The organism is Methanohalophilus sp., assembly GCF_030156785.1.
In the GTDB taxonomy this organism is placed as follows: Archaea; Halobacteriota; Methanosarcinia; order Methanosarcinales; family Methanosarcinaceae; genus Methanohalophilus.
Map to the genome: position 1 here is coordinate 60624 of NZ_JASGLW010000010.1, position 14905 is coordinate 75528.

General features: G+C 41.5%; 19 protein-coding genes and 3 pseudogenes. 16 read left to right on the top strand and 6 right to left on the bottom strand.

The genetic code is table 11. From position 1 onward, the window contains the following. The first annotated feature begins 2 nt into the window (after window positions 1-2). From PWQ49_RS06795 to PWQ49_RS08360, 15 genes and pseudogenes are all read left to right on the top strand, one after another. On the top strand, window positions 3-695 hold the full coding sequence (locus PWQ49_RS06795) for a ribosome assembly factor SBDS (protein ID WP_300609264.1): 693 nt from the start codon (window positions 3-5) through the stop codon (window positions 693-695). 12 nt (window positions 696-707) lie between these two features. Continuing rightward, entirely contained in the window at window positions 708-1517 is an 810-nt protein-coding gene (gene rrp4 / locus PWQ49_RS06800; RefSeq protein WP_300609266.1) for an exosome complex RNA-binding protein Rrp4, read from the top strand. 41 nt (window positions 1518-1558) lie between these two features. After that, window positions 1559-2491: an exosome complex exonuclease Rrp41 gene (gene rrp41 / locus PWQ49_RS06805; RefSeq protein WP_363321831.1), complete on the top strand. Its 933-nt coding sequence runs from the start codon at window positions 1559-1561 to the stop codon at window positions 2489-2491. After that, window positions 2472-3263 (top strand): annotated as a pseudogene (gene rrp42 / locus PWQ49_RS06810) (exosome complex protein Rrp42). Before rrp41 ends, rrp42 begins: the two are co-directional and overlap by 20 nt. Window positions 3264-3299: 36 nt before the next feature. Further along, complete coding sequence (locus PWQ49_RS06815; protein ID WP_300609268.1) at window positions 3300-3587, top strand: 50S ribosomal protein L37ae; 288 nt, start codon at window positions 3300-3302, stop codon at window positions 3585-3587. Between the two features lie 5 nt (window positions 3588-3592). After that, window positions 3593-3730, top strand: coding sequence for a DNA-directed RNA polymerase subunit P (locus PWQ49_RS06820; protein ID WP_300609270.1), 138 nt, complete (start codon window positions 3593-3595; stop codon window positions 3728-3730). A gap of 5 nt (window positions 3731-3735) precedes the next feature. Beyond that, on the top strand, window positions 3736-4188 hold the full coding sequence (locus PWQ49_RS06825; RefSeq protein ID WP_300609272.1) for a hypothetical protein: 453 nt from the start codon (window positions 3736-3738) through the stop codon (window positions 4186-4188). After that, a complete protein-coding gene (locus PWQ49_RS06830; RefSeq protein ID WP_300609274.1) occupies window positions 4185-4463 on the top strand; it encodes a KEOPS complex subunit Pcc1 in 279 nt (92 codons plus the stop codon). The genes PWQ49_RS06825 and PWQ49_RS06830 overlap by 4 nt, the downstream gene beginning before the upstream one ends. 180 nt (window positions 4464-4643) lie before the next feature. Then, the gene (locus tag PWQ49_RS06835) at window positions 4644-5006 is read left to right on the top strand and encodes a prefoldin subunit beta (RefSeq protein WP_300609276.1); all 363 of its coding nucleotides are present in this window, start codon (window positions 4644-4646) and stop codon (window positions 5004-5006) included. Between the two features lie 55 nt (window positions 5007-5061). Then, the gene (locus PWQ49_RS06840; RefSeq protein ID WP_300609278.1) at window positions 5062-6027 is read left to right on the top strand and encodes a DHHA1 domain-containing protein; all 966 of its coding nucleotides are present in this window, start codon (window positions 5062-5064) and stop codon (window positions 6025-6027) included. A 54-nt stretch (window positions 6028-6081) separates the two neighbouring features. Further along, window positions 6082-7386 (top strand): phenylacetate--CoA ligase, encoded by a 1305-nt coding sequence (locus PWQ49_RS06845; RefSeq protein WP_300609280.1) that lies wholly within the window; start codon window positions 6082-6084, stop codon window positions 7384-7386. A gap of 48 nt (window positions 7387-7434) precedes the next feature. Continuing rightward, window positions 7435-7872 (top strand): ACT domain-containing protein, encoded by a 438-nt coding sequence (locus tag PWQ49_RS06850; RefSeq protein WP_300609282.1) that lies wholly within the window; start codon window positions 7435-7437, stop codon window positions 7870-7872. 28 nt (window positions 7873-7900) lie between these two features. After that, the gene (locus PWQ49_RS06855; protein ID WP_300609284.1) at window positions 7901-8224 is read left to right on the top strand and encodes a DUF2103 domain-containing protein; all 324 of its coding nucleotides are present in this window, start codon (window positions 7901-7903) and stop codon (window positions 8222-8224) included. 13 nt (window positions 8225-8237) lie between these two features. Further along, window positions 8238-8999: a methanogenesis marker 12 protein gene (locus PWQ49_RS06860; protein ID WP_363321833.1), complete on the top strand. Its 762-nt coding sequence runs from the start codon at window positions 8238-8240 to the stop codon at window positions 8997-8999. Between the two features lie 6 nt (window positions 9000-9005). Then, window positions 9006-9218, top strand: coding sequence for a hypothetical protein (locus PWQ49_RS08360; RefSeq protein WP_363321834.1), 213 nt, complete (start codon window positions 9006-9008; stop codon window positions 9216-9218). Between the two features lie 210 nt (window positions 9219-9428). Here the strand turns inward: PWQ49_RS08360 and PWQ49_RS06865 are convergent, their stop codons facing one another. The 5 genes from PWQ49_RS06865 to PWQ49_RS06885 all read right to left on the bottom strand — a co-directional run bounded on the left by PWQ49_RS06865 (window position 9429) and on the right by PWQ49_RS06885 (window position 13603). After that, window positions 9429-10205 (bottom strand): carbon-nitrogen family hydrolase, encoded by a 777-nt coding sequence (locus tag PWQ49_RS06865; protein ID WP_300609286.1) that lies wholly within the window; start codon window positions 10203-10205, stop codon window positions 9429-9431. A gap of 2 nt (window positions 10206-10207) precedes the next feature. Further along, window positions 10208-11734, bottom strand: a complete 1527-nt coding sequence (locus tag PWQ49_RS06870) for a thiamine pyrophosphate-dependent enzyme (protein ID WP_300609288.1) — start codon at window positions 11732-11734, stop codon at window positions 10208-10210. Beyond that, on the bottom strand, window positions 11731-12642 hold the full coding sequence (mmp11, locus tag PWQ49_RS06875; RefSeq protein ID WP_300609290.1) for a methanogenesis marker protein 11: 912 nt from the start codon (window positions 12640-12642) through the stop codon (window positions 11731-11733). The genes PWQ49_RS06870 and mmp11 overlap by 4 nt, the downstream gene beginning before the upstream one ends. Before the next feature lie 50 nt (window positions 12643-12692). Further along, the gene (gene radC, locus PWQ49_RS06880; protein ID WP_300609292.1) at window positions 12693-13382 is read right to left on the bottom strand and encodes a DNA repair protein RadC; all 690 of its coding nucleotides are present in this window, start codon (window positions 13380-13382) and stop codon (window positions 12693-12695) included. Between the two features lie 68 nt (window positions 13383-13450). Continuing rightward, the gene (locus PWQ49_RS06885) at window positions 13451-13603 is read right to left on the bottom strand and encodes a hypothetical protein (RefSeq protein ID WP_300609294.1); all 153 of its coding nucleotides are present in this window, start codon (window positions 13601-13603) and stop codon (window positions 13451-13453) included. A gap of 267 nt (window positions 13604-13870) precedes the next feature. On the opposite strand from PWQ49_RS06885, the pseudogene PWQ49_RS06890 reads away from it, so the two are divergent. Continuing rightward, a pseudogene (locus PWQ49_RS06890) lies at window positions 13871-14617 on the top strand (molybdopterin synthase); the annotation flags it as partial. An 11-nt stretch (window positions 14618-14628) separates the two neighbouring features. Here PWQ49_RS06890 and PWQ49_RS06895 read toward each other — a convergent pair. Then, window positions 14629-14905, bottom strand: a pseudogene (locus PWQ49_RS06895) (transcriptional regulator); the annotation flags it as partial.

The following is a 14905-nucleotide window of genomic DNA, read 5'->3' on the forward strand; positions in this document are numbered from 1 at the left end:
TTATGATATCACTTGATGACGCACTGATTGCAAGACTTAAGAAGGGAAGCAAACATTTTGAAGTTTTTGTAGATCCAGACGGTGCTCTTGAATACAAAAAGGGCAAGGACGTTGATCTCGAAGATATTCTTGCAGCAGATTCTGTTTTTACAGATGCAAAGAAGGGTGACCATGCTTCAGAATCCCAGTTAATTGAAAATTTTGGTACTGACGATATTTACGAGGTGGCTGCTAATATCATCAAACATGGCGAATTGCAGCTCACACAGGAGCAGAGGAAACGTATGCTGGAAGAGAAGACAAGACAGGTAATCAGCATAATTGCCCAGAATGCCATTAATCCCCAGACACGCGCCCCGCACCCCCCTTCCAGAATCGAGCGTGCTATGGAAGAGGCCAAAATCCACATAGATCCTCTCAAGACTGTGGATGAGCAGGTTAATGCTGTTATGAAAGCTATCAGGCCAATTATTCCCATCAAATTTGAAGAAGTAGATGTTGAAGTACATGTACCTGCTTCATATGCGGCTAAATCCTATGGTGAAATTGCTCACTTTTCCACTATTATCAAAGAAAACTGGCTTAATGATGGTTCATGGGTGGGTGTTGTGAGGATGCCTGCCGGATTACAGAATGATTTCTATGGTCTTGTAAATCGTCTTACAAAAGGGGATGCAGAGACTAAGCTTCTCTGAGAGGTAATTGTGATGGACCGTAAGATTGTTTTTCCCGGTCAATTTCTCTCAGAGAAAGCTTCCGATGCCGGTAACGGCACATATGTTAAACATGGGAAGGTTTACTCTCTCTTTTACGGAGTTGCAAATTTCAAAAACAAAGTAAGCGTGGTTCCGTTTTCAGGGCGCTATTTTCCCCATGTAAGAGATCATGTAATCGGGAAAGTAATTGAAGTGACGTCATCCAACTGGATATTTGATATCATGTCTCCCTATGATGGTCTTTTACATGTTTCGGAGTATCCACGTCGTCTGGATAGCTCCATGATGAAGAAAACCATGGACATAGGTGATTGTGCTATCTTGCGGGTAAAAGATGTAAGCGCTTTCATGAAAGTTGAACTGACGATGAGGGGTCATGACCTGCGCATTTTACGTATGGGCAGGATTATTGAGGTGCAGCCTTCCAAGGTGCCAAGGATCATCGGTCATAGTGGATCAATGGTTTCTATTCTAAAGCGTGAGACTAACTGTGATATTTTCATTGGTCAGAACGGGCGTATATGGATTAATGGCAAAGATTCGGATATGGAGCATCTTATTGAAGCAATCCGTATGATTGAGAATGAATCCCATACCTCCGGACTTACGGATCGTGTTGGTCACTTCCTAAAGGGCGACGAGGAAGATCTAGGAGAGGCAGAGTTGGTTGAGGGAGAATTCGAAGGTGTTGAAGATGAAGTTCTGGACATGGAGGAAGATCTCCTGTGCCCTGATGAGATTGGCTATACGGAAGACGCATGCAGAAAGATGGATGTGCTGCTTGATGATGAAAGGCAATGATTTAAAGTTATATAAGCAAGCAGGAATAATGTGGAGAACTGATGATGAGTGAAAAACCAGAACATTTTATTGATGAAAATGGCATACGTCTTGACGGAAGACGTGTTGATGAAATCCGTCCCATGAAAATTGAAATAGGTGTATTATCAAGGGCTGATGGTTCGTGTTATCTTGAATGGGGTAACAACAAAATACTTGCAGCAGTTTATGGACCGCGTGAACTTCACCCACGCAGGTTACAGCGTCCCAACGAGGCATTTGTAAGATATCGATACAATATGGCTGCTTTTTCTGTTGAAGATCGCATTAGACCTGGACCCAGCAGGCGTAGTACTGAAATTTCAAAAGTAAGTGGAGAGGCCTTTGAACCTGTTATAATGATCCAGTATTATCCGGGTGCTGTGATTGATGTAATGACCGAAGTCCTTCAAGCAGATGCTGGTACAAGGACTGCAGCAATTAATGCCGCCACTCTCGCTCTTGCGGATGCTGGTATTCCTATGAAAGGTCTTGTGGCAGCATGTGCTGTGGGGAAAGTTGATGGACAACTTGTTCTTGATCTCAATAAACCTGAAGACAACTATGGAGATGCCGATTTGCCCATCGCTATGACACAGGATGGCGAAATAACCTTACTCCAGATGGACGGTCACCTAACTCCGGAAGAGTTCAAAGCCGCTCTTGAAATGGCAAAGAAAGGTTGTGAGCAGATCTTTGAGATACAGCGTGAAGCTTTGATGTCCAGATATGGCGACATCGAAGTGGTTCCTGTGGCAGAGAAGGAAGAAAAGGACTCAGAAGAATCCGTAGATGTTCTGGAAGAGCAAGGAGAAAAAGTTGAAAATTTAGACGAGGAAGAATTAACTGACGAAGAAATTGTCGAACCAGAAGCTGAAAGCGACTCCGAGGATTCTGAAGAATCAACTACAAACGCTGAAACTGAAGAAGATGAAGGTGAAAAAGATGAGCAGTGAAGTAATTTCCCGCCTCACGAAGGATTGCATTTACAACCTTATGCTCAAAGGAAAACGTGAAGATGGACGTTCCTTTGATGAGTTCAGGGATATAGACCTTGAAACTAATGTTATTGATAAAGCCGAAGGATCTGCAAAAGTGCAAATTGGTGATACGTAGGTCATGGTCGGTATCAAACTGCAAGTTGGGACGCCTTTTCCCGATGCTCCAGATTCTGGAGTAATTATGACTAGCATGGAGTTAAACCCAATCGCTTCTCCCAACTTTGAAGCAGGTCCTCCAAGAGAAAATGCAATTGAGATGGCAAGGATCGTAGATCGTGGAGTTCGTGAATCCGGAGCTATTGATCTGAACAAGCTTTGCATCACTGAAGGAGAGGCAGTCTGGATGGTCTTCATTGATGTTCATGTTTTAAATGACAGTGGAAACATCCTTAATGCGGCTTCACTTGGTGCAATTGCTGCACTTATGACCACAACTGTGCCTGCCGAAAGGGAGGGTTATGGTGAAGATATATTGATGCCAATTCGGGATATGCCGGTTTCAGTATCCCTTGTCAAGATTGGTGAGGAGATGGTTGTAGATCCCACATATAGTGAAGAATCAGTATGTGAAGCCCGAATTACTGTAACCACAAATCAGGATGGATCAATTTGTGCCATGCAGAAAAGTGGTTCAGGTACTCTTTCAGAAGAGCAGCTTTTATACTCCATAGATGTAGCACGAGAAAAAGCAGGTGAAATACGCGAAAAGTATTTATTAGAGATATAAATCTAATACAAGGTTCAAATCAGGAGATTGATTATCATGGCCAAAAAATATACCAAAAAAGGACGAATAACCCGCTCTGCAGGCAGGTTCGGTACAAGGTATGGGCGTAAGGACCGTAAAATAGTGGCAAATATCGAAGAGCGCATGCATGCTCCTCACAAATGTAATAACTGTGCAAGGCCCTCTGTAAGAAGAATTGGTACAGGTATCTGGAAATGTAAAAAATGCGGATATACTTTTGCAGGCGGTACCTATCTTCCCTCTACAACTATGGGCAGGGCAGTGTCAAGGTACGTCAAAAAAGCCACGGAACAGGTTGAGTAAAATCTATGGATTACAAATGCACAAGATGTAAACGCCCGGTGGAAATTGATTACCAATACACCGGTATTCGCTGTCCATATTGTGGAAACCGCATTCTTGTGAAGGAAAGGCCTACCAGTATTAAGCGTATTAAGGCTGAGTGAGAAGAATGTTAATAACCTCTTCTCGTTCTCCTTCACAATCAACACGTTCAGTCTGTAAGTGGCTGGCTTCTTTTTTTGGATGTAGCTATTTAAATCGTGGTAAGCGTAGCCTTGGTGAACTTCTGGAAATGGATAGTTCTAATCCTCTTCTGCTGGTAGGGGAGTATCATGGGAATCCTTCAAGCCTTCTATTCTATAGAGAAGGGATTAAAAAGCTCTCTATCTGGATGACAGTTACATCGCCATTGGAAAAACTCCCGCGCCGCCTTCCTAAACCTTCGATGACGGGAACTGGTAACCTTGCAACGATTCTTTCTTCCATTCTTTTGCTACCGTCTAATGATTGCAACAGTAGCTGCCTTAAGGTTAGTGATGAGTCAATTGAATTTTGCAATGAGGGTAGGCTGTTATTTAGGTTTAACATTAAGAGTTTCAAAGTATATGATGGGAAAAAATGAGGGTATCTGTAAAATCTATCTTTGAGACTAATTATGCAGAAAAAATCTATCTCACACTGCTCCCTGAACTGGATAGGCTGGTCACGGATAGATCTTCCATTTCTTTTAAAGCGGATAATGGACTTATTATCCTTGAAGTTGAAGCAGATGACCTTGTATCCATGCGTTCGACTCTGAATACATGGTATCGGCTGGTTAATGTGGCTTATGAGTCATGCCTAATAGCCGATGCGTATAAAACTTCTGTGACTTTTTATAATAAACAGCCTTTTTAATCTGTATTTGCTGTACTTTTTTAATATTGTCATTTTGCAAGAATAAATGCAAAGGACATGAAATTCAATTGTAAATTTTCCTAATTCAAACTTAATAATGATACATGTAAGGTAATCCTGCACTTCAACGTAGAAAGATTAAAATCACTTAAAATCTATTTTGAGGCAGGTGAAACCATTATGAGTTCAGAAATACCCCCACAGGTCCAGAATCAAATTGCTCAGTTGCAGCAGGTTCAACAGCAGGCGCAATCTCTTGCAATTCAGAAAAGCCAGGTTGAATCTTTACAGAAAGAATCTGAAATGGCACTTGAAGAGCTTGAAAAACTTGATGATGATGCAGTTGTTTATAGAACAGTCGGTGATATGCAAATTCGTTGCACAAAGGAAGATGCAATTAACAAGCTCAAAGAAAGGTGTGAAACCCTGGGACTCAGGTTACAGTCAATTTCAAGGCAAGAAGAACGCATTTCAAAACGTTTTGCCCAGCTTCAGGAGCAAATAAAGCAATCTATGGGTACACAGGGATTCCAGGCGCAATGAGCGTCTGTGATCTCAGTTTTGCTTTATAAATTCATTTTATCCTGTCGGGATCCAAATGCAGGTAGATGAAGCTGGGTTTTATAGCAGGTTACTGGACTATCACAACATTCTTTATTTGTGCCACAGGAATGCTGATCCAGATGCTGTGAGCAGTGCCTTTGCACTCTCAGAAGCCATAGGTGGAACCATTGGTCTTGTAGATGGAAGCAATCGTGTTGCTTCTCTTCTTATAGATAAACTGGAAATCGAAATTGTAGAAAACCCTGATCCAAAGGACTATGACATTGTTGTTGTAGTCGATACTTCTACGAGTGCCCAGTTAAATAATATTGAGCTCGAGCACTATTGTGTGATTGATCATCATGCAACTACAGCACTTATAGAAAACGCCTCCTTTTACCTCCATCGTCCTTCTACGTCAGTTGCAGAAATTGTATACAAAGTGCTGACATGCATGGGGGCTCCGATAATGTATCGCACCGCCATAGGACTTATGACTGGAATAGTAACAGATACCGGACATTTCAAACATGCCACAAGTGAAACTTTTCGTACCTTTGCAGATATAATAGAAGCAAGCGGTGTCGAATATGCAGAAGTGCTGGAACTGATGGCTGCGACTCCACAAGATGTTTCCATGCGCATCGCCCTGCTCAAATCCGCAAACCGGGCTCATATTGAACGTGTGGGTGATTGGCTGATCGTTGTTTCCTATGTCAGCTCATTTGGAGGAACGGCTGCTTCTATGCTAATAAATATTGGAGCAGATGTTGCTCTCATAGGGACTTCGAAAGACGGTTCTGTGCGGGTCAGCGGGCGTGCTAAACGTGATGCTGTTAATGCCGGTGTAAACTTAGGTCAGATCATGGAAGAAATCAGTGAGAATTATGAAGGGACCGGTGGTGGGCACGCAGGTGCTGCAGGTATTGAGGTTAATGCAGAAATAGATAACATTCTTCAGATTTGCAAGGATAAGGTTGTTGAAATTCTGATGAAAAGGCAGAATCCGGTTATCTTATAAATATTGATAACAATCCTGTAGTAAAATCATATTTACGCAGGGAAGGCAAGGTCTATGATAGAATACTGGAATCCACAGATAGAGCGTATGCCTGTAGATGAACTTGAAAAACTACAGGAGCAGAAGTTAAAGAATCTTGTTTCTTATGTTTACAATCACTCTCCCTTTTACCGGAAACGCTTCGATGCAGTAGGCGTAAAACCCGAAGACATAACGTCCCTTAAGGATCTAACTAAACTTCCCTTTACCTATAAAAAAGATCTTCGAGATACATATCCAACAGGCATGTTTTGCGTTCCAAACAAACAACTTGTTCGGTTTCATGTATCGTCAGGTACAACCGGAAAACCAACTGTTGTTGGTTATACAATGAACGATATCAAGGAATGGTCAAAATCCCTTGGAAGAGCGCTAACATCCATTGGTGTAGGACGTGATGATGTACTTCAGGTAAGCTATGGATATGGCTTGTTTACCGGAGGCCTGGGTATGCATTATGGTGCAGAGGAAGTAGGTGCTACTGTTCTTCCTATAAGTACAGGAAGCACTGAAAAACAGCTTGAACTCATGCAGGATCTTGGTACAACAGCCATTGCATGCACTCCTTCATACTTGCTTTACATGAGTGAAGTTGCAAAAGCAGAAGGACTGGATTTCGCAAAAGACACACGTCTTCGTGTTGGTATTCTTGGGGCTGAACCATGGACTGAGGAAATGCGTAAACGCATAGAAGATGCTACTGGAATTAAAGCATATGATATATTCGGGACATCAGAGTTAAGTGGCCCGTTGTTTACAGAATGTAGATACCAGAATGGTATTCACATATGGGCAGACCAGTTTCTTGTTGAGATTATTGATCCCGATACCGGTGAGCCTCTCGTTGATGGGGAACGTGGTGAACTGGTGATAACAACCCTTGCCAAGGAAGCTCTGCCGCTTATCAGGTACCGCATTGGTGATTACACAGTTTTGAACAGGGAACCCTGCAAATGTGGTCGTACTCATCCCAGAATCATGCGTGTTTCAGGACGTGTTGATGATATGCTTATTGTTCGTGGAATCAATGTATTCCCCGGTCAGGTTGAATCAGTACTTATGAAGATTCCCGAAGTTGGTGAGCACTTCATGATAATCGTGGATCGCATCAATGAACTTGATGTCATGAAAGTCCAGATTGAAATGAATGATGAGGCTTTCAGTGATAAGGTCAATGACATTATGGCTCTTGAAAAGAGAGTTTCCGAATCTCTGAAGAATGTCCTGAATCTTTCTGTTAAAGTGGAACTTGTAGAACACGGTACTCTTCCACGTTCAATGGGCAAATCAAAAAAAGTAATTGATAACAGAAAGCTATAAACAATATCGGGAAAACTTACTTATAGTAAATAATAATGGGTTGGTAAAATGGATGATAATCTTATCAAACAGATTTCTCTTTTCGCAGAAAATAAACCTGGAAGGCTTGCAAACATTGCGTCCAAATTTAAGGAGGAATCAATAAATATCCGTGCTTTCACAATCGCCGAAGCCGGTGATTTTGGAATAATCAGGATGGTTGTTGATAATCCAGATAATGCACATCGTGTTCTCCATAATGCAGGCTTCACGGTTTCTGAGACAGATGTCCTGGGAATTGAAATGAAAGATGTTCCCGGACAGCTTGCAACAATTGCAGACCTGCTGGGGAAACACAATGTCAATATAGATTATGCCTACGCCTTTGTAACACGTACTGAAAAGGCTTTTTTAATAGTCCGTGTAAGTGACATAGAAAAGGCTATCAAGATCCTTAATGAAGGTGGCATTAATCTTCTCACTATGAATGATATACAGAGCATTTGAGTGCTCTGTCAATACCTTTTTTGTTCATATGTCTTCTGATTCAATTTTAAAGGATAAGCTTGGTGGCTCTCATACCACTGTAATTGGAGGTCGAACTGGTAAGAAAATTCTTCGTATAATTAGCCAGCATCCAAACATTAAGCGAATAATTCCTTCAATTATTTCCGTCAGGGGGAAAAGTGCTTCCGGTGGCAGGTTAACTGCAAAAATCCTGCGTCCGGATAGCAGAGGTAATTTGAGACTTCTGTTATCGCAAGGTACTTCCTCACAGGAAATACGTCTTGTTACAAACGTAGGGAGTCTTGAGGAAGGCGAAAAGCTAATGGATGAATTAAACGCTATGCTATCTTGAAAAGGAGTTTATCATGTTTCTGGGAATTGATCACGGAACAAATGCAATGCGTTTTGCTGCTATTGACAATTCTTACAAAAAGCATTTTGAAATACCCAGACATGAACTCTCAAATATAGATGAAAAGGAAATTATTCCAATTCTCATGGATAATTTTAATATTCAAGCAGATGAAATTGAGCTTGTTGCAATTACATATTCAATGGGAGACGGTATCTCCTGCATTGAAAATATAAAAAATGTGAAAAACAGAGGTGTGCAGAGCATTGAAGGTGCCGGGGAAAAAACCGGTGCCGGAACTCTTGTTTTTGATGCAATACTGCATAGTGATCTTCCGGCAGTAGTGATTCCGGGAATACATAAAAAAAGCAATACTGATCCGAGGCTGAATATTTTTTCTCATTCCACCAGTCCTGAAAAACTGGGTATTGCCTATAATGCCGCCTGTAGTGGTGCCATGGACTTCATTGTATCTGACATGGGTTCAAATACAGTGACTGTGGGAGTTGCAGATGGCAAAGTGATAGGGGCTATCGATGCCTGTATTTTTGCGCCGGGAACAAATCATGGTCCGCTTGATTTAGAGGCAATCCGAAATGTAGATGCAGGAAAATGCACTGCTAATGAGGCTTTCATGAACAGCGGTGTCCTGAAAAATACTGCTTATACAACATCTTCGGAATTACTTGAAGCATTTGATGAAGGCAAACAGGATGCGGCATTTTCAATGGATTGCCTTGGTCTGTTTGCAGCTATGGAAATTACAGCTATGTAGGTTTTATTGAGAGATTATGGAATTGACAAAAGCAGCTTGTTCCTTGCAGGTTCAATAGGAGAAGTGGAATATGTGCAGGAGCTTGTCTGGAAACATTCAGGCTGCAAGCCAAAAATACTTGGAAAATGGAGTGCTGCACTTGGCTGTGCCATGATTGCAAAGGATATTGCATCAGGAAAGGATGAAATCCTTGGTATTCCAGTAAGGTACTCTTTATAAGATTATTGTCTTGTGCGGTTCACTCTGAATCTCAAAAAACTCTGCGATCGTCAGTACTGCAGTTAGTTACTTGGCGGTGTTAATTATCCATAGTTATATGTCATAAAGGCTTAGATTTGAATTGTCTTATAGTTAAGAGTTCAAGTCATAAAATGAACGCTAGAATTGGTGTTTTCTCTGTGTGTCTTCTATAGCTAAAAAATTGTCAATTTAATAGAGCTCTTTTCTCCTATCAGTAAAAACAGGAATAAAACTGCGGACTTCCTTTGACAACGCAGAGTCAAGTTCCCCCATAATTATTCCCTCTTCCCTTCCGGCTTCTTTAACAATATTGCCAAGTGCATCGATTATCATTGAATGACCGAAAAAGCTGTTTTTCGGGTCGTTGCCTGTACGGTTACAGGCAATGTGTGGGATTTGATTTTCGATAGCTCTTGCCTTTGAAAGAGTCTTCCACTGATCACATCTGGGATCAGGGAATTGTGCAATGGTTACGAGGATATCAGCGCCCTGCAATGCAAGCTTACGTGCAACTTCAGGGAATCGTACTTCATAGCAAATCTCAAGTCCAATTCTGAGGTTTTTGCTAGGGATTGCAAAAGAATTGATCTCACTTCCCTTTGAAAAATAGGCATTTTCCTCCTTGAAAAGGTGTGTTTTTCTGTATTCTCCTATAAGTTTTCCGGAATCTATATAGAAGCCCATGTTTGCATATTGATTATCTTCTTCCTTTAATTCAATTAGGGAACCGATAATCACACACGCATTTTTTCGGGATAATTTCTTAAATGGTTCAAGGGTAGGGTACGGAGGAAGTTCTGCCTGTTGCTTGATATTATCATAGCAAAAGCCTGTGGAGAATACTTCTGGAAGCACCACAATTTCAGCACCATTCTCAACAGCATTTGTTGACATTTCAAGTGCTTTCCTGATATTTGCCTTCTTTTCGCACAGATCAATATCTAACTGTACGCATGCCACCTTCATATTTACATCTCCTCATCATCACAATATTTAGTGCACTTTCCCTCAATGAAAATAACAGATATACCCTTCCTGACAAGTTTGCCCTGAATAACTTTTCTTAGTTCTTCCTCGCTTTCGTCATCTGCATTAATAGTCATAACATCTTCAACCAGTTGCCTGACCACATTGGTAAGGTCAGGAGCTTCCTGTCCACCTGTCATTGCAGCAACATGGTTTTTCAGGATTATTATTAAGATATCGCTGTCGAGTTGGACTGCATTAATAAGTCCAACTATTCCGAAATGTGCAAGTCCAAAATCCCCTATAACTGATATTCCTTTTGTAGAAAAACCACTGGCAACTGATATTGAAGATCCCAGTGCAAATCCAGTTTCAACTGCCCGTAAAGGAGCCGGTGCACTGCGTATCAGGCATCCGACGTCACCGGCTATCGGGACTTCCAATTTCCCAAGAATCCTGTAGAGTGGAAGGAATGGACAATCCTCACAAAGTGGTCTGGGTCCCCTGGAGGCAATGGTTTCAATTTTTCTTGTTGCTCTAACCTGATCCTTGTCAATTTCACTGATTGCAGTGCTTATATCATCATCTACAATTATGCCATAAGGAAGATGCCCAGTCATCTTGCCTTTTACCTTCCGGCTCATTGCCATGTGTGATTCCAGATAGGTTTCCGTCTCTTCTGCAACCAGAATATTCTCATGTTTATCAATGAATTTTCTAATTGCCTTATAAGGAAAAGGTGCGACCATGTTGAGAACAAGATGGGAACAATTAACCTTATTTTTGCTTATTACTTCATCAACAATTGTGGAAACGTATCCTGATGAAACAATACCCAGCTTTTCTTTATTTTCACTTAAACGGGATGCTGCTCTTTTCTCACTTTCAGCGACAAGATAGGGGTAAGATATTGCATGGAAGAGCTGATGTTTCCCTTTCATTGTGTAATCCCAGATAGAAAGATCATAGGTAGCAGTTGTTTCTGAAGAATCTGGGAAGTCTACTTCTTGGAGGCTTTCCAACATTCTGGAGGTAACCCTTATTATTACGACAGAATGACTTTTCTCTGAAATCCTGAATGCATCGCTTAATGCAGTTGCAGTATCCTGTGGTTTTGCTGGATCAAACAGGGCAACTTCAGCCAGTGTCCCAAAGTATCGGGAATCCTGTTCATTCTGAGATGCGGTAATACCGGGGTCATCACCTACAATTATCACAATTCCTGCACCGATTGTATGGGTGGTTGATGAGATTAGCGGATCAGAGAGGACGTTCATACCCACATGTTTGTTAATTACTAATGCCCGTGTTCCTGTTACCGATGCACCAAGAGCCATCTCCAGAGCGACTTTTTCGTTGGTTACCCAAAAGGATTTGTCACTAAAAAAAGAATCTTTCAGAAACATGTTCATAAGAGAAGTAATCGGGTAGCCGGGAACACCGCTGACAAGCCCGATATTGCATTTCCTTGCTGTTTCAAGGATTGCTTCTGCACCGGAAAATTTCCTTTTAGAAGCTTTTGTATTCATAGAATTTCAGCGTCCATTATTACTGATTCATCCGGGCGTGCAAACCATGCAATGGCAGCAAGAGCACCAATAAGGCCATTTCCGTCCATCCAGATTTCTATACCGTTTTCTTCGGCATATTGTTTAGCAAAAGCATGAGTAAGTTCACCACTGCGACAGAGCTTACTGTATTCATAAGCTTCCCTTGCTTCAAATGAAGAGAGCGCAACCATGCCTGTTTCACCTGACACACTATATTTTTCAAGTGCTCCTCGAATAGATTCAAGAAGTTCTTTTTTAGCATTTTTGTTTACGCATCCGAATTCAAGCACTGTAGAAACACAGTTCTGAGTTTTTGCAGATACGGGATAAAGCTGTACCAGAGACTGTGATAAATAAACAGAATCAAGGCTGTCAACGCAGTGGGCAATGTTGTGCGTAAGACACCATGTTGCACCTTCATCCTTGGTATCTGTGTCATCAATGCCTATGAGAACACGCTCTCTGCGAGGGACTACGATTGTCCCCTTTGCCGCCCTCCCACCACCTGATTTAGTTAATGAGGTATTGAGTACTCCCCGTGCCATTGCCCTGCAACGGGTGGCACCAACACCTCCTCCCCCAAGACCTGCATAGGTGATTTTTACATCTGAGCCTTTAACTTCAACTGCTTCAATACCTGCTGCAGCAGAAGACGGAATAAGGTTCAGCTTTTCACATCCGGTTTTCACAAGAAAACGATTCATGTTTCCGAGAACTCTTGTATTCAGGATTAGCGGTGAATGTGAATAATGGTAGCGAGACCATGCTGCGCCACCGTAGCAGTTGCTGTCCTCTATTATTTCTGCGAGAGTATTGTCCTCATTGCAAATGGCATAAATACCTTTGTAGGGTACTGCATAAGGATCTAATAGCTCAATTTCTTTCATCTGCTGCTTTAATGGTATCCAATAACTTAAATGTTTTTTTGGTTCAGAAATCATGGAATGTATCCTTGATCCTTTAAACTGACATAACATCCATCTCCGATGATTACATGATCCAGTACATCTATTCCCAGCAGTTTTCCCCCGTCAACCAGTTTCTGGGTGACTGCAATATCTTCCCTGCTTGGGCTGGGATCTCCCGACGGATGATTATGCGTGATGATGACAGATGCTGCGGATTCAAGGAGTGCTGATTTGAAAACTTCCCTCGGGTGAACGATGTTTGAATTTAGGGTTCCGATGGACACTATTTCTTCCCTGATAACATTGTTTTTTGTATCAAGATGTAGGGTTGTGAGGCGTTCTTTTTTCAATTCCCGGACCTGAGGATAAATCAGCGAGTACACATCAGCGGAAGATTTGATTTTACGCTTTGGCTCCTCACAAAAACTCTCAAGTCTTCTTGCCAGTTCAAAAATTGCTGCAATCTGGGCTGCTTTTGCATTTCCAACCCCATGAATTTCCATAAGTTTTGTGAGGCTTGCCTGACTGAGTTGCTTGATATTATACTCAGAAAAAATACGATTACAAAGACTTATAACATTTTCCTTTGCCGTCCCTGTTCTCAGGATAACCGCCAGCAATTCGGAATTGGAAAGACTTTCAGCTCCTCTTTTCATAAGACGTTCGCGAGGTCTTTCTTCTTCAGGAAGATCTTTTATTCTGATGATCCGATCATCCATGGTTAAAATAAAAGAACTATTATGTATTATATTTTTGTGTTGTGAATCAATTTATTAATTAAATAATATCAATCTATCAACAAAAGTCCCCACCATTCAATATGATCGGTAACAGGAAACTCGAGTTTAATCCCTATGTTTTCCAGTGTTCCAACCACGTCTATCCCCATGTTTTTTATGGCTGGCCATGTGTTAAAATGGCTGCCTACAATCATCCCCACTGAATCAGATATTTTAGTGTATTTTAAAGCACTTTTATGTAACTTTAAAGCATCTGTAGGCAGAGGTATAATTTAAGATATTGGCTTTCCAGAAATGTTTTCAACAAAGTAACTGTATTTATTGATTCTTATATATCTCCAGCATAATTACATATTAATACCTTAATTTCCAATCCCTATCCTATGAAAATCATTGCAGTAGTAGGGAACAAGAATACGGGGAAAACCACTTTTACATGCCGTTTGGTTTAGGCTCTCTCCGCAAAAGGAAAAGTCGGAACTGTCAAATTGATGACAGATCACCGATTTGATTCTCCTGAAAAGGATACCGGAAAGCACTTTGATGCAGGAGCCACCATGACTTCCGCTGTTGCTGAAGAAGGGGTTGTAACAATCAGCCGTGATGAGGGGCTTGATAAAGCACTTGACATGCTTGCCGATTCAGGAATGGATTTTGCAATTGTTGAAGGAGCAAAAAAAACGGATTTGCCAAAGGTTGTACTTGGTGATCTCGATGATGGCGATGAAATTTCAAATGTCCTTTTCCGCTTACCTCCGCGCTCTGATTGGGATATGAAGCCGGTTGTGAAGGCAATAAAAGATCTTCCAGAATACATGACGCTTGAATCCCTTATAAAAAAGGTAAAACAAAATCCTGCTTTCCCAGAGGTCGGGTGCATAGGAACCTTTGTTGGAGTTGTCAGGGAAAATACCGACGGAACAATCACGAAAATGCTTGATTTTGAGAAGTATGAAACTATTGCTGAGAAACATATGGAAGCAATTTGTTCCGATCTCCGGGCACAGGAGGGGGTTATTGATGCGGTCATGTATCACAAGTATGGAAAACTCATGCCGGGTGCTGACATAGTATACATTGTTGTTGCAGCATCCCATCGCCAGGAGATGTTTTCTGCTTTAAGGGAAGGTATAGAGCGCCTTAAAGCAAATGTACCAGTATGGAAAAAAGAAATAACTTCAGAAGGGGAATTCTGGGTACATGATACCCACTGAATCTACCATTTTCAATTTATCGGTAAAGTCATCTGGCCGTAAGGCATCACATATATTCTTGCATCTGGATTCTCTTCCAGCAAATCATCTACTACTTTTTGGATGTCCTTTACCGGTTCAAAGAAAATATCCCTCACATCGTCATCAGGCATCTCCGAGTGAATCAGCAGTTTATGCTTTTTTGCGAGCTGGGCAATAAATGCAGCTTTGTGTGCTCCGAACTCGAAGTTGTTTTCAAAAGCATCAATTATGGATGCCGGGCAGGTATGTTCCCTGCACCATCTTTCA